2 protein-coding genes (1 of these 2 running past the window's edge) are annotated in these 15,804 nt (G+C 64.7%); both read right to left on the reverse strand.

From position 1 onward, the window contains the following. Complete coding sequence (locus Q7C33_RS11125) at positions 1–3,201, reverse strand: non-ribosomal peptide synthetase (protein ID WP_407683391.1); 3,201 nt, start codon at positions 3,199–3,201, stop codon at positions 1–3. After that, positions 3,198–15,804, reverse strand: partial view of a non-ribosomal peptide synthase/polyketide synthase gene (locus tag Q7C33_RS11130; RefSeq protein WP_407683392.1) — the 3' portion only. It continues 962 nt past the right edge of the window; 12,607 of the gene's 13,569 nt are visible here — the last part of the coding sequence; the start codon falls outside the window, past its right edge; the stop codon is at positions 3,198–3,200. Before Q7C33_RS11130 ends, Q7C33_RS11125 begins: the two co-directional genes overlap by 4 nt.

The following is a 15,804-nucleotide window of genomic DNA, read 5'->3' on the forward strand; positions in this document are numbered from 1 at the left end:
TCAACTACCTTGCGCCGCCTTGGCGGCTTGCAGTTGCCGAGCCTGCTCAGTCAGACGAGCCTTTTCCTCAGGGCTCATCGCCTCCATGCGCAGGCGTGCCTGGGCGATTTTCTCCAACTGCCCCGGGCTGCTCTCCTGCGACCGCAAGGCCGTCGCCAACGAAGCCACGGTCGGATGATCGAAGACCAGCCCCGGATGGATGTCGCACTGCAGCAGCTTGCGAATGCCGGCCACCAACTTGATCACCAGCAACGAATGACCGCCGGCGGCGAAGAAGTCGCGGTCAATGCCCAATCGTTCAATTCCGAGCAGTTGCGCCATGCGCGCAGCGAGCAATTGTTCGAGTCCGTCACGGGGTCCGGCGCCCTCTTCATCGCCCGTCGCGACTGCCAACTGCTGCAACGCCTGGCGATCGATCTTGCCGTTGGCCAACCGAGGGAAGCGTTCGATCAGGTGCCAATGCTGCGGCACCATCACGCTGGGCAAGCGTGCGTTCAGTTGCGCCCGCGCGGCATCCAGCACTTCCGAAGGCAAGCCTTGCGATGCCACGATAAATGCCAGCAAACCCTGCTCGGCCGGTAGCACCAGCGCCTCGCCCACCTGCGGCACGCGCAGCAGCTCGGCCTCGATCTCCGCCAGCTCGATGCGGAACCCGCGCACCTTGACCTGCTGATCGCGCCGCCCTTGCAGCTGAATCCCGCCGTCCGAGCGATAACGCGCCAGGTCGCCCGTGCGGTACAGGCGCTGCGCCGGATCGAACGGGCTCTGGATGAACGTCTGCCCGTCGGCCTCCGCATTCAGATAACCCCGGCACAACTGCGCGCCGCCCAGGTACACCTCGCCCAGCACGCCCACCGGCGCCAGCCGCCGCTCGGCGTCCAGTACGTAGACTTGGTTGTTGCCCAGCACCTGGGTCAGCGCCGAGCAGTCATCGTCGCCCTTCAATGACAACGGATGAATCATGACTCCGACGGTGGCCTCGGTCGGCCCGTAGTGGTTGAACACTCGGCAATCGCTGCGCAACCGGGCGATGCGGTCGATCAACGTCGGGGCAACCGGCTCGCCGCCGAGCACCAGGGTGCGCGGCAATATCGCTTGCTCGCTGTCGAGCAACGCCGCGAGGTGCGACGGCACGATCTTCAGGCAATCGATCTGTTGCTGGCGCATGAACGCGGCAAACAGCGCGCCGTCCTGCATCTGTTCGTCGCCAGCGACATGCAGGGTCGCGCCATTGAACAACGCGCCAAACAGCGCCGTGTTGCCCAGGTCCGCCGCCACGGTGGAGCTGAAGGCCACGTGTCGGCACTGATCCAGCGCCAACGCCTGGCTGGCCTGGGCGGTGTAGTTGAGCAATTGCCGATGCTCGATCACCACACCCTTGGGCACCCCGGTGGAGCCGGACGTGAACAACACATAGGCGATGTCGTTGCCCTTGGTCGCCAGCGCCGGCAACGTCGCGTTCGCCGGGCTGAGCCCGGCCAATGCCAGCGCTGTGTATGGCTGGTCCTGCCACGCCGGCAGATGCGCCGCATCGGTGAGCACCACCGCGGCGCCGGCCTGTTCCAGCATCAATGCCTGACGGGCCTGGGGCCATTGGGTATCCAGCGCCAGATACGCGGCGCCGATGCGCCAGCTCGCCAGCATGGCGATCACCAGCTCCGCCGAGCGCGGCAAGGCCAGGGCGACAATCGAACCTTCGCCCAGACCTTGGCCCCGGAGGCCGAGGGCCACGCGCTCGACCTGTGCGTTTAGCCGACCGTAGCTCAAGGACTGATGGGCGTCGGTCAGCGCGATGGTGTCCGGCGTATGGAGCGCCAGGTCGGCAATGCGCTGGGGTAGATAGCGGTTATCCGCCAGTGCCTGCATCGGCGGGTTGATCGACCGCAGGCGCGATTCCTCGCTGCGGCCCAGCAGGTTGAGCTGCGCCAGCGGCGTTTGCGCATCCGCAGCGATAGAGGCCATCAGCACATCGTATTGTTCCAGCACGGCGCTGGCGGCGGCTTGCGAGTAACGAGCGTCGGCGTAATGCAGGTCGATCGCGACCAGCTGCTGGGCATCGTCCAATTGAACCTTCAGCAGCAGCTCAAGCGGATCAGTCTGCACAAGCGAAGATCCCGTCCACTTCAGACCGCCGTCGCTGTGGACGAAACTTGCCCGAGCGACCGCGAAACCGTAGGCCGGATTCGCCGCGTCCGGCGCCAGCTCCGGCGTCCAGTATTCCTGCCAGGTACGATGCGATTCGAGCCGCGTGGCCAACTCCCCCAGCCACTCGCTGAACGGCGCAGTGGCGGGCAACGGTACGCAAAACGGCAAGGTTTTCTCGAACACGCCAATGCCACCGGCGAAGTAATCGTAATCGCTGCGGCTGTCGTGACGCACGGCTACAAGTGCCTGATCGGAGCCGCTCAAGCGTCCCAGGAGCAGCCACCACGCACCTTGCAACAACGTCGTCAACGGTTGCCCAAGCTCATCGGCCAAGCGCTGCAAAGCATCGCGCCGGGCCGGTTCCAAGGCCAATGACACACGCGCATCGGCGGTCCCGCTGCCGGCGCGGCGTGCCGCCAGCCACGGCGTGTCGATCTGCGTCTGCAAGCCTTGCAGATGCTGCTGCCAATAGGTCCTCGCGGTGGCGGCATCTTCATCCAGCACCACTTCGCTGCGCCATTCCAGGTACTGGGCGAACTCGCCCGGCGCTTCGTCTTCCGATACCTGGCCCGCGTAAGCCTGGCGTACCTGTCCAAGCAGCAGGTCCATCGATGGCGCATCGGCACTGTAGCGGGCGATGCCCAGCAGCAGTTGCCATTGCCGTGGCGCCAGACGATAAAGCACCGCCTGGACGCCGGCCGATTCGCCGACTACGAACGCCTGGCCCAGGGTTTCGTTGATCTGCGCCTGGACCTCTTCAGCAGGTTGCTCGCTTGGGTTTATCGTCAACGGGAAGCGCCCGGCCTGGGCCACCTGACGCAGGCCGTGGAAACCGGCGACCTTGACCAACCGTGCCAGCAACATCGGCTGCTGCGCCGCCAGTGTGTCGAAGGCGCCGTGCAATCGTTGCGGATCAAAGTCGCCATCGATGATCACGCTCACCCAGCGCAGGGCCTCGCCACAAGTCACCGTGCCCGACAATTGTTCAAGCGCCCGCTGCTGCTCGGGCGTCAGGGCGAAACCCGCGTCCTGCGTGTCCATCATCACCTCGTTCATGCTCCGGTTTCCTCGGTATTGAATGCGCCCCGGGCAGATTGCCCAACGGTCGCTGGCCGTTGCAGGCTGGCGTGGTCGTACATATCGCCCATAGCGACGACGATTTTGCGAGGTCCTTCGAATGGGTCGCGGGCGTGGGCCACCAGCATGTTGTCCAGCAGGATCACATCGCCTTTCTGCCAGTCGAAACGCACCGCGCAGGCTTCGTACAACTCGCCGATACGCGCCATCACCTCGTCTTCGATCGGTGTGCCGTCGCCGTAATAGACGTGCCTAGGCATGCGCTCCAGGCCGTACATCGACAACAGGTCTTGGCGCACGTCCGGCTCCAGCCAGTAGATGTGATGCAACTGCACTTGGTTGAAGAAGGATTTTTCCCCGGTGATCGGGTGTGTGATGATCGCCGGCCCCGGCGTGCGGGTCTGCAATTCGTCGTCGTCGAGCCAGCGCCACTGGATACCGCCGGCCCGGCATCGGGCTTCCACTTCGAGACGATTTTCGGTCTTGAAGAAGTGCTGCCACGACACGTCGAGCTTGTCGGTGAAGGTGCGCACGTACAGCAGCCCTTTGTCCTCGAACTTTTCGCGAAGGTCCGCCGGCAGTTTCTCGTACATCAGGCGGCAGTCCACCACCGGGGTCGCGCCGCCCACGGGCGCGGCCTGCTCGCAATAGAACATCTGCTTGCGCGGCCAACGGTCCTGGTGGGAGCTCTCGTTGTGGAACAGGATCATCTTGCGTTCCGGGTACGGCGTGGAGCGGTAGGTGTTCTTGCCCCCTTCCTTCTTCGGCAAGTCGCCGTACTGGCCGTACAGCCCCGGTTGAATCGCTTCGGCGAACGCTTCGAAGCCCTGGATGCCGTCCAGCGCGAATCCACGAAACAGAATGCCGGCGTGTTCGGCCAGTTTCTGTTCGATCAAGGGTCGGTTCTGCCGGATCCACTCGATGACGTCCAGGTGCGGCTCGCCGGGCTCCAGCATCAGCGGGAAACGTTGTGGCGCTGCCACCAGCGATTCACGCACCAGCGCCGGACGCGGCCGCGCGGCCGGTGTCGCCGAGCGCTTGAGGAACTTGCCCAGTTTGTCGGCCTTGGGCCCCGGGACGTTGGCCGGCGTGGCGGCTGTCGCCACGTTGTCGACTGGCATGCTGATAGCTCCCAATTGAATGTCCTGATCAGCGACGATCTGTTCCAGCAGGGTCGTCCAGGCCCGGATCAGGTACTGGACGCGCTCATGTCCGAACAAGCGTGTGGCGAACTGCCAATTACCGCGCAATTGCCCTTCTTCTTCGTCAACGAACAATGCCATGTCGAATTTAGAATGGTTCTGCAGCGCCGGCAGGAACTCCACGCTCAAGCCCGCCATGGAACGCGTGCGCACCGGCACGTTGTTCATCACGAACAACACCTGGAGCAACGGGTTCATGCCTTTGTGACGAGGCACGCCCGAGGCGTCGACGATCTGGTCGAACGGCAGGTCCTGATGCTCCAGCGCGCCGAGCAGATCGTCCTGGGCCTGGGCCAGGAATCGTGTGAACGTCACGCCCGCATCGAAGCGCGAACGCAGCGGCAGGACGTTGACGAAGAAGCCGATCAGGCGCTCCAGCTCAGGTTGCTCGCGTCCGGCTACGTCAGCACCCACCACCAGATCCTGCGCGTTGCAAAGGCGATGCAATAACACCTGGAACGACGCCAGCAGCGTGCTGTACAGCGTGACGCCGGCCTCACTCGCAATGCGCCGCAATGCCGCGCTGAGGTCGGCAGACAGTTCGAACTGCAACGCATCGCCCTCATACGACGAGGTCTGGCCGCGAGGATTGTCCAGCGGCAGGTCAAGCCGCCCGTTGTAGCCGTCGAGTCGCTGTTTCCAATAGTCGGCCTGGCGCGCCAGCACGCCCTGGTCTTCCAACGCCTGCTGCCACAGGGCGAAGTCATGGTATTGAACCTCCAGCGGCGCCAGCGGCATCGGTTCGTGGCGCGAAGCGGCTTCGTAGATCTGCACCAGTTCGTTGATCAACAACCCCATCGACCAGCCATCGGAAATGATGTGGTGCATGGCGTACAACAACACGTGCTCGGTCGGGCCCAGGCGCAGGATCCGCCCACGCAGCAGCGGCGCCTGTTCCAGGTCGATCGGAGTGCGCGCATTGTCCAGCGTCGCCTGGGCCACGTGTTCCTGCCGGGCACCGGGCGAAAGCTCGGACAGATCGACCAGCGGGAAATCCAGCTGGACTTCGTCGGCGATCACCGCCAGCGGGTCGCCTTCGTCGTCCTGGACATACGCGGTGCGCAGCACAGCGTGACGGCGCGTCACTTCGGCAAAACTGCTCATCAGCCGCTCGACCGACAACTCGCCGCTCAGGCGCAGGGCCATCGGCATGCCATACGCCGACGTGCCGCCGGACAACTGCTCGGCGATCCACAACCGCCGTTGCACCAGCGACAGCGGCGCCGATTGCCTTGGCCCATGGGCCTTGAGCCGGACCTTGCTGGAGTCGCCTGCGCGCACGGTTGCGTCAGCGGCCTCGCTCATCAGCGCTGCCAATGCGCTGAGCCGTGGATGATCGAACAGATCACGCAAGCTCAGCGGATAATCCGTGAGTTTGCGCAGCCGGGAGATCGCCTGGGTCGCCAGCAATGAGTGACCACCGCGTTCGAAGAAATGATCATTGCGGCCAACCTGTTCTACTTCCAGGACTTCTCGCCAGACGTCGGCGACCTGTTGCTCCAGTTCGCTTGCGGGTGGCGCGTAACCGTTTTGCGTCCCCCCGGTTTCCACGCCCGGCAACGCCTTGCGGTCGAGCTTGCCGTTGGGGGTCAGCGGCAGTTGGTCGAGGAACAGCCAGTGGGCCGGGATCATGTAGTCGGGCAGGTGTTCCTTGAGTCGGGCCTTGAGTGATTCGCGCAGTGTGTCGGCGTCCGCCGTGGCCACCACATAGGCGACCAACTGCTGCCCGCCCGGCCCTTCCTGGGCCAGCACCGCAACTTCGTTGACCTCGGGCTGCTGCAACAGCCGTGCCTCGATTTCTCCCAGCTCGATGCGGAAGCCGCGGATCTTCACCTGATGGTCGATACGGCCCTGGTATTCGAGCACGCCGTCGGCGCGATAACGGCACAGGTCGCCGGTGCGGTACAGGCGTTCGCCGGTGGTGGAGAACGGGTTGGGCACGTATTTCTCGGCGGTCATCGCCGCGCGGCCGAGGTAGCCCCGGGTGATACCGGCGCCGCTCAGGTACAGCTCAGCCGACACGCCTTGGGGCACCGGTTGCAGGTTGGCGTCCAGCAGGTAGCTGGCGGTGTGCTTGAGCGGGCGGCCGATGTTGGCCGTGCCGCCAGGGGTGCGGCGGGTCCAGGTGGAGTAGGTGGTGTCTTCGGACGGACCATAAAGGTCATAGACATGCTCAACCCCCTGTGGGAGCGGGCTTGCTCGCGAAGGCGTCCCCTCAGTTAGCCCATCATTGACTAACCCACCGCTTTCGCGAGCAAGCCCGCTCCCACAGGTGAGGGGTGTTGGGTAGAGAGAGTCCACCAGGCTTTGCTTCAGCGGCTCGCCGGCCAGGTTGATGATGCGCACGCTTTGCGGGATATCCCCGCTGCGCTGCAACGCGGCGATGGCCGAGGGCACGGTGTTGATCAGGCGCACCTGGTCGCGGGCCGGCAGGTGCGGCAGTTCCAGGGCGTTGCGGGCGATGATCAGCGAACCGCCGTTGGCCAGGGTCACGAAGAGCTCCCACACCGACAGGTCGAAGCACACCGAGGTTGAGGCGAGTACGCCTTGGATATCGTCGCGGCTGTAGACGGTTTTGGACCAGTCGATCAATGCCAGGACGTTGCGGTGGGCGATGGCCACGCCCTTGGGTTTGCCGGTGGAGCCGGAGGTGTAGATGACGTAGGCGAGGTTGCCTGGGGTGACCGCTGTGAACGGCTCGCTCAACGGATAACGTGAAAGGTCGAGCTGATCAAGCATCAGCACTTCGGTTTCAGTTGGAACCGTCAGCGTCTGCGCCACTGCCTGCTCGGTCAGCAACACCCGCGCCCGACTGTCATCAAGCATGTAGGCAACACGTTCGGCCGGGTAATCCGGATCCAACGGCACGTACGCACCGCCAGCCTTGAGCACCGCCAGCAGGGCGATCAGCAATTGCTCGGAACGCGGCATCGCCACGCCTACGCGCACTTCCGGGCCGACGCCCAGTTCGATGAGCTTGTGGGCCAGGCGATTAGCGCGGCCGTCGAGTTCGCTGTAGCTCAGACGAACATGATTAAACGTCACCGCCAAGGCATCCGGCGATGCTTCGGCCTGACGAGCGATCAGTTGGTGAACGCAGACGTCCTGTTCGAACGGCGCATCCACCGGATTCCAGTCATGGGTCAGGCATTGATGCTCATCGAATTCCAGCATCGACAGCTCACCCAACGGGCGCTCGCCCTGAGCGGTCATCTGCCCGAGCAACTGAGCCAAATGCGCCGCCAATCTTTCCACCGTGGCCGGGGCGAAGCTCGCCAGTTGATAACTCACGTGCACCGACAACTGCCGCTCCAACCCCACCAACAGCGTCAACGGATAGTTGGTCTGCTCCTGGGTGATTGGCGAACCAAAACGCAAACCGTCCGGCGCGCCCTGCTCCAAGGCCTCGGCGATCGGGTAGTTCTCGAACACCAGCAGACTGTCGAACAACGCGTCGCCGCCCTGCCCGGCCCAACGCTGGATATCCAGCAACGCGGTGTGCTCGAACTCCCGCAGGGCCAGGTTCTGCGCCTGCACCGCTTGCAACCAACTGTCCAGCGACTGCTCGGCTCGAGGGCTGGCGATCACCGGCAAGGTGTTGATGAACAGGCCGATCTGCTGCTCGATGCCAGGCAAGTCCGCTGGGCGACCGGCGACCGTCGCGCCAAACGCCACGGTGGATTTACCGGTGTAGCGCTGCAACAGCAGCAGCCATGCCGCCTGCACCAGCGTGTTCACGGTGACTTTCGAAGCCCGGGCGAAGGTTTCCAGGCGTCGGGTCAGCGACTCATCCAACACGTGCACATGATAGCCATAACCCACACCAGCGTCCGTAGGCTTACCCACCGCATCGGCCAACCGCGTTGGTGCTTCCAGGCGCATCAGCGAAGGCTTCCAGAACGCTTCGCTGGCCGCCGCATCCTGGCGTTGCAGCCACGCGATGTAGTCTCGATAACGTCCGCCGGACACGGCAATGGATTGCCCGCTGTAGCGCTGCAACACCTCACCAAGCAACTGCGAATTGCTCCAGCCGTCCATCAAGATGTGATGGCTGGTGTAGATCAAATGATAGCGATCATCCGCGACCCGCACGACCACCAACCGCAACAATGGCGCCGCTTCCAGGGCAAACCCTTCCTGGCGCTGGGCCGTTGCGAGGGTTTCCAGGTAGCGAGGCAAATCAGCCTCCGTGCGTGCGTCGTGCAACTGCAACGCAACCTCCACACGCTTGTGCACCACCTGCAACGCACGCTTGAAATCGCCGTCCCAGACAAAACCGCTGCGCAGCACGTCATGGGCGTCGGTCGCCGCTTGCCAAGCCTGGCGGAAGCGTTCGACATCCAACCCTTCGACCTCCACGCGCATCTGGTTGATGTAGTGGCCGGCCTGTTGCTCATACAGCGTGTGGAACAGCATGCCCTGCTGCATCGGCGACAGTGGATAGAGGTCCTCCACGTCTCGGGCCATCAGCGGCAAGGCGTCCAATTGCGCCTGGTCGAGCCCGGCCAGGGGGAAGTCCGACGGCGTGAAGCCGTGGCGCTGGGTCTCGCAACAGTGGTCGATCAAGTCCTGCAATTCGCGAGCGTAATCCACGGCCAGTGCCTGGATCGTCGCTTCGTCGAACATCTGCGTGCTGAAGGTCCAGTCGATGCTCAACTCGCCGGCATAGACGCTGCCATTGAGGGTCAACCAGTTGTCCAGCGGCGCCAACGGGCTCTGCGCGGCGCCCGCCGACTCGCTGGCCGGGACAAACAAGCCGTCGGCCTCTGTATTGAAGCCGCTGTCGAACTGCCCCAAATAATTGAACGTGATACGCGGCACCGGCAGTGCCGCGAGGGCACGACGCGTCGGTTCATCGCCCAGGTAGCGCAACACGCCAAAACCAAGCCCTTTGTCGGGGATGGCCCGCAGTTGCTCCTTGATCGCCTTGATCGAGCCTTCGGCGGTCGCCGTCGGGGTCAGGCGCACCGGGAACAGGCTGGTGAACCAACCCACGCTGCGGCTCAGGTCCAGATCATCGAACAGCGCCTCACGGCCATGGCCTTCCAATTGAATCAACGTCGAGGCCTGGGCAGTCCAACGGCCGATCACCCGCGCCAGCGCCGTCAACAGCAGGTCGTTGACCTGGGTGCGATAGGCCGCCGGTGCTTGCTGCAACAGTCGTCGGGTCAGTGCCTTGTCCAGCCGCGTCTGCACTTGCGCCCCATGGCACCTGCGCAAATCACTTCCCGGGTGGTCACAAGGCAGGTCGTGGCGAGCGCCTTCCAGTTGCGCCTGCCAGTACGCGACTTGGCCCTGCAACGTCGCGCTGCCGGCATGAATCTGCAACCGTTGCGCCCAGGCCTGTGCAGACGTGGTCTTGGCCGGCAATGTCGGCGTCTGGCCGGCCTGCAATTGGTCATAGGCCCGTTGCAAATCTTCCAGCAGAACCCGCCACGACACGCCGTCCACCACCAGGTGATGGATCACCAGCAACAGCCGCTGGCTGCCATCGGCCAGGGTCGCCAGAACACCGCGCAGCAGCGCGCCGCTGTCCAGTTCCAGGCTGCGCTGGGCGCGTTCGGCCAGGCCTTCGAGGGCCTGCGCATCCGCGACTTCGGCGGTCCACAGCAAGGGTGAGTGCTGCCAGAGTGAACGCTGCTCTATCAAAGTCTTATGGCGAGCGATCCAGGCGCCGTCCTCATGGGTGAAGGCCAGGCGCAAGGCATCGTGATGTTCGACCAAGGCCTGCAACGCCTGCTCCAGATGCCCGGCGTGCAACGCTCGCACGCCCTTGAGCAACACCGACTGGTTCCAGTGATGAGGCTCGGCCATGGCCTGTTCGAAGAACAACTGCTGGAACGGCAACAGCAGCGTCTCCCCTGTCACCGGGCCCTGGTCGATCACCAGCCCGCCGTCTCCGGTTGTCGCCACGCCGGTCAAACCCTGGATGGTCTGGTGCAGGAACAGGTCCTTGGGGCTGAAATGGATACCGGCCTGACGGGCCCGGCTCACGACCTGGATGGAGATGATCGAATCGCCGCCCAGCTCGAAGAAGTTGTCGGTCACGCCCACGCGCTCCCTGCCGAGCACGCTTTGCCAGATATCCACCAGCGTCTGTTCCTGCGCGGTCACGGCTGCGACGTAGGCCTGGGGATGGGCGCTCGGCTCGGCCTTGGGCAGCGCCTTGCGCTCGAGCTTGCCGTTGGGGCTGACCGGCATTTTTTCCAGCCACACCCAGTGTTGCGGCACCATGTAGTCGGGCAAGGATTGGCTCAGATGTTCCCTGAGGCGCGCTTGCAGCGCCTGGCGAACGGCGTCATCGGCGGCCAGCAGTTCCGCGCGCGCCGGCACCACATAGGCGACCAGCAGCGTGCCGTCCTGGGCCAGGACCACGGTTTCGCGCACCGCCTCGTGCTCGGCCAGGCGCGCTTCGATTTCGCCCAGTTCGATGCGCAGGCCACGGATCTTCACTTGATGGTCGATCCGCCCGGCATATTCGATCACACCGTCAGGGCGATAGCGCGCCAGGTCGCCGGTGCGATACAAGCGCTGGCCATGGCCGAACGGCCCGGTGACGAAGCGCTCGGCGGTCAACGCCGCGCGTCGGTGGTAACCCCGCGCCAGCCCCTCGCCCGCCAGATACAGTTCGCCAATCACGCCCACCGGCACCGGCGACAACTCATCGTCGAGGATGTAGGTGCCGAGGTTGGCGATCGGCTGGCCGATCGGCACGCTGTCGCGCGGCTCGTCGACACAGGTCCAGTGGGTCACGTCGATGGCCGCCTCGGTCGGGCCGTAGAGGTTGTACAGGTTGGCGTTGGACAGCTTGGCGAACACCTGCTGCTGGGCATCCACAGGCAGCGCTTCGCCGCTGCAGACGATTCGCTTGAGGCTGGTGCATTCGGCCACGCGCGGGTCCTGCACAAACGCCTGGAGCATCGACGGCACGAAGTGCAGCGTGGTGATGCCCTGGGCCGTGATCAATTCGATCAACAGCGCCGGGTCGCGATGGGCGCCCGGCGCAGCCACCACCAGCGTCGAACCGGTCAGCAGCGGCCAGAAGAACTCCCACACCGACACGTCGAAGCTGAACGGCGTCTTTTGCAGCACGCTGTCCGAGGCATCGAGGCCATACGCCTGTTGCATCCAGCACAGCCGGTTGACCAGTGCGCTGTGGCGATTGCCCGCGCCCTTGGGCTTGCCGGTGGAACCGGAGGTATAGATCACGTAAGCCAGGTTTTCGCCGTGGACTTCGACGTCGGGATTGCCGTCGCGGCTGGCGTACACACCGTCGTCGGGCAAGTCCAGCACCAGGCTGCGCAGCCCGTCCGGGATCGGCAAGACATCCAGCAAATGTTGCTGGGTCAGCAGCAAACCAATGCCGCTGTCTTCGAACATGTAGGCCAGGCGATCACGCGGGTACTCGGGGTCCAGCGGCACGTAGGCGCCGCCGGCCTTGAGGATCGCCAACAGCCCCAGCACCATCTCCACGGAACGCTCCACCGCGATGCCCACCAGCACGTCGGGACCGACGCCCTGGTCGATCAAGCGATGGGCCAGGCGGTTGGCCCGGGCATTGAGTTCGCGGTAGCTCAGGCGTTGCTCGCCGAAGACCAGCGCGGGCGCGTCCGGGGTCCGGCGCACCTGTTCCTCGATCAGGCTTTGCACGCTGCGCTCGAGCGGGTATTGCTGCGCCGTCGCGTTCCAGTCGATGAGCATGTGCCGGTGCTCGTCCGCGTCCAGCAGCGACCACTGCGCCACCGGGCGATGCAGGTCGTGCGTCATGTCATGCAACAGGTTGAGCCAATGCCGGGCCATGCGTTCGATGGTCACCGGCTCGAACAGATCCGTTGCGTAGGTCAGGGCCGCGTGCAGGCCTTGCGAGCTCTCGACGGTGTCCATGCTCAGGTCGAATTGCGCGGTGCGCTGCGTCCAGCCCAGGGGTTCGACGCACAGGTCCGGCAAGGCATTGGCGAACGCCGAATCGGCTTCATTGCGGTGGTTGAACATCGCCTGGAACAACGGGCTGTGGCTGAGGTTGCGCTGCGGTTGCAAGGCATCCACCAGTTGCTCGAAAGGCAGGTCCTGATGCATCTGCGCGGCCATCGCCGTTTGCTTGAGCTGTTGCAGCAGCGCGGCGCCGGTCAGCTCACTGTGGAACTCGCTGCGCAGGACCTGGGTGTTGACGAAGAAACCGATCAGTCGCTCGGTTTCCAGCCGTTGTCGGTTGGCGATCGGCACGCCGACGCGAATGTCGGCCTGGCCGCTGTAGCGGTGCAGCAGCGCCTGGAACGAACCGAGCAACAGCACGAACAACGTGACGTTTTCCCGTCGCGCCAGGGCCTTGAGACCGGCGCTCAACGCCGCGTCCAACACGATTGGCAAGCGTGCGCCGCGCAGGCTTTGCTGGGCTGGGCGCGGATGATCGGTGGGCAGTTCCAGCAACGGTTGCTCGCCACCCAGTTGCCCGGACCAATAGGCCAACTGACGATCCCGCTCACCGTCCGCCATCCATTGCCGCTGCCAGACGGCATAGTCGGCGTATTGCACCGCCAACGGTGGCAGATGCGCTTGCTGGCCTTGGACGAACGCCGAATACAGGCTCATCAGGTCATCGACCATCACCTGCAAGGACCAGCCATCGGAGACGATGTGATGCAGCGTCAGCACCAGGATGTGGTCCTGTTCGTCCACTTCCAGCAGCGCCACGCGCAGCAACGAATCAGTCAGCAGATCGAACGGGCGGTGGGTCAGCTGTTCGATCAAGGCCTGGATGTCACGCCCTGCCAGACGCTGCTCGACGAAATCGACCTGCCCCTGCCCGCGAATGACTTGGCAGGTGCGCCCATCCTCTTCGACGAACAAGGTGCGCAAGCTTTCGTGACGCGCCACCAGCGCGGCGAAACTCTTGCGCAACGCGTCCTTGTCCAGCGTGCCGCGCATCCGCAGGGCCGTGGGGATGTTATAGGCGGCGCTGTCCGGGTCCATTTTCCAGAGGAACCACTGGCGTTCCTGGGCAAACGACAGCGGCAGTGGCGCATCGCGAGGCACCGGCACCAGCGCCGGAGCCTGTTCGCCGGGCGCGGCCTCGAACGCCGCGACGAACGCCTGCAAGGTGCTGTGTTCGAACAGGCTGCGCAGCGGCACCTCGATGCCCAGCACTCGGCGGATCCGCGAAACCACTTGGGTCACCAGCAGCGAATGCCCGCCCAACTCGAAGAAATTGTCCTCCAGGCCCACGCGCTCAAGCTTGAGCACGTCCTGCCAGATCGCCGCGACTTGTTGCTCGGCCTCACTACGAGGCGCCACGTAGGCCTGTTGCACGTCGCTGGCGTCGGGCGCCGGCAGGGCCTTGCGATCGATCTTGCCGTTGGGCGTCAGCGGCAATCTTGCCAGGAACAACAGGTGCGCCGGGACCATGTAGTCCGGCAACTGCGCCTTGAGGGCGGCCTTGAGCGTGGCGCGCAGCGACGCATCGGGCTCCGGCACTTCGCCGCTGGCAGGCACGACGTAGCCCACCAGTTGCGCACCGGTCGGGCCGTCGTGGGCGACCACCACGGTTTCGCGCACACTGTCCTGGGCCAGCAAAGCGGCTTCGATCTCCCCGAGTTCAATGCGCAGGCCGCGGATCTTCACCTGATGGTCGATGCGGCCGAGGTATTCGACCACGCCTTCGGCGCGATAACGGGTCAGGTCGCCGGTGCGGTACAGCCGTTCGCCGCAGGTGGAAAACGGATCGGGCACGAAGCGTTCGGCGGTCAGCCCCGGGCGCTGGAAATAACCACGGGCCAGGCCGGCGCCACCGATCAGCAGCTCACCCGGCGCGCCGGGCGGGTTGAGGGTCAGGTCACTGCCGACGATGTACAGCGCGGTATTGTCCAGCGGCTGACCGAGGAAGGGCCGGTCGCGCTCGGGGCTCAACGGGTGCACCGCCGACCAGATGGTGGTTTCGGTCGGCCCGTAGAGGTTCCAGAGCTTCGGCGAAAGTGCCAGCAGTCGCTGGGCCAGTTCCTGGGGCAAGGCTTCGCCGCCGCACAGGAAAGTCCGGCCGGCCAGCACCGAGGCCTGCTCGTGATCGAGCAGCATGCGCCAGCTCGACGGCGTCGCTTGCAGCACCGTGACGTCGTGTTGTTCGACCAGCGCCAGCACCGCTTGCGGATCCTGGTGCACGTTCTGCCCGGTCAGCACGATGCTCGCCCCGGCGCAGAGTGGCCCGTAGATTTCCAGGCCGAAAATATCGAAGGAGAAGGTCGTCAGCGACAGCATGCGGTCGTTGGCCGCGAGGCCCGGCTGGGCGATCATGCTGGTGATGAAATTGCCCAGTGCGCCATGGCGAACCATCACGCCCTTGGGCTTGCCGGTGGAGCCGGAGGTGTAGATGACGTAGGCCAGGTGCTCGCCAGTCAGCGGCACCACCGGGCAGGTTTTCGGAGCGTCTTGCAGTGCGGCGTCCGGCTGGTCCAGCAGCAGGGTCCGGAGCGTTGGCGGGATCGGCAATCGCCCCTGCAAACGGGCCTGGGTCAGCAACAGCCCGATGCCGCTGTCCTCGATCATGTAGGCCAGGCGTTCCTCGGGATACGCCGGGTCCAGCGGCACGTAGGCGGCGCCGGCCTTGAGGATCGCCAGCAGGCCGACAATCATCTCGACGCTGCGCTCCACCGCGATGCCCACCCGCTCGCCAGCGGACACGCCCAGCTCGATCAAGCGGTGAGCCAGTTGATTGGCGCGGGCGTCCAGTTGTCGGTAGCTCAGGGATTGTCCATCGACGGTCAGCGCCAGTGCGTCAGGGGCTCGGTGCGCCTGGTCAGCGATGCGCTGGTGGACGCACACGGCTTCGGCGCCGTGATCGGCGACGCGCAGCCATTGCTGTTGCGTGAGGCGCTGTTGCGCCGGGTCAAGCAGCGGCAGTTCGCCGACTCGCTGGCGGGGCGCATCGACGATGCCTCGCAGCAGGTTTTGCCAGTGCTCGGCCAGGCGCTCGACGGTCCGCGGTTCGAAGAGATCAGTGGCGTAGGTCAGCTCTGCGGCGACGCCCTGCTCGGTTTCGTAGGTGCCCAGGGTCAAGTCGAACTGGGCGGTGCGCCCTTCCCATGTCAGGTCCTCGACCCGCAGTTGCGGCAGCTGCATCTGCCGACGGCCCGCAACATCGGCGTTCTGGTGGTTGAACATGACCTGGAAGATCGGGCTGTGGCTGAGGCTGCGCTCCGGTTGCAGGGCTTCGATCAGTTGCTCGAACGGCAGGTCCTGATGGGCCTGGGCCGCCATGGCCGCTTGCTTGACCTGGGCGAGCAATTCATCGAATGGCATCTGCCCATCGACGTGGGCATTGAGGACCTGGGTATTGACGAAAAAGCCGATCAGCCCTTCAGTCTCGACGCGATTGCGATTGGCCGTAGGC

Origin of the sequence: Pseudomonas sp. BP11-1-1, from assembly GCF_052112105.1 — a bacterium.
GTDB classification, from domain to species: Bacteria; Pseudomonadota; Gammaproteobacteria; order Pseudomonadales; family Pseudomonadaceae; genus Aquipseudomonas; species Aquipseudomonas alvandae.

What these genes read in the sequence shown, in the direction of transcription:
- Q7C33_RS11125 (WP_407683391.1), bottom strand. Translation starts at nt 3,201, where the DNA reads ATGAACGAGGTGATGATGGACACGCAGGACGCGGGTTTCGCCCTGACG.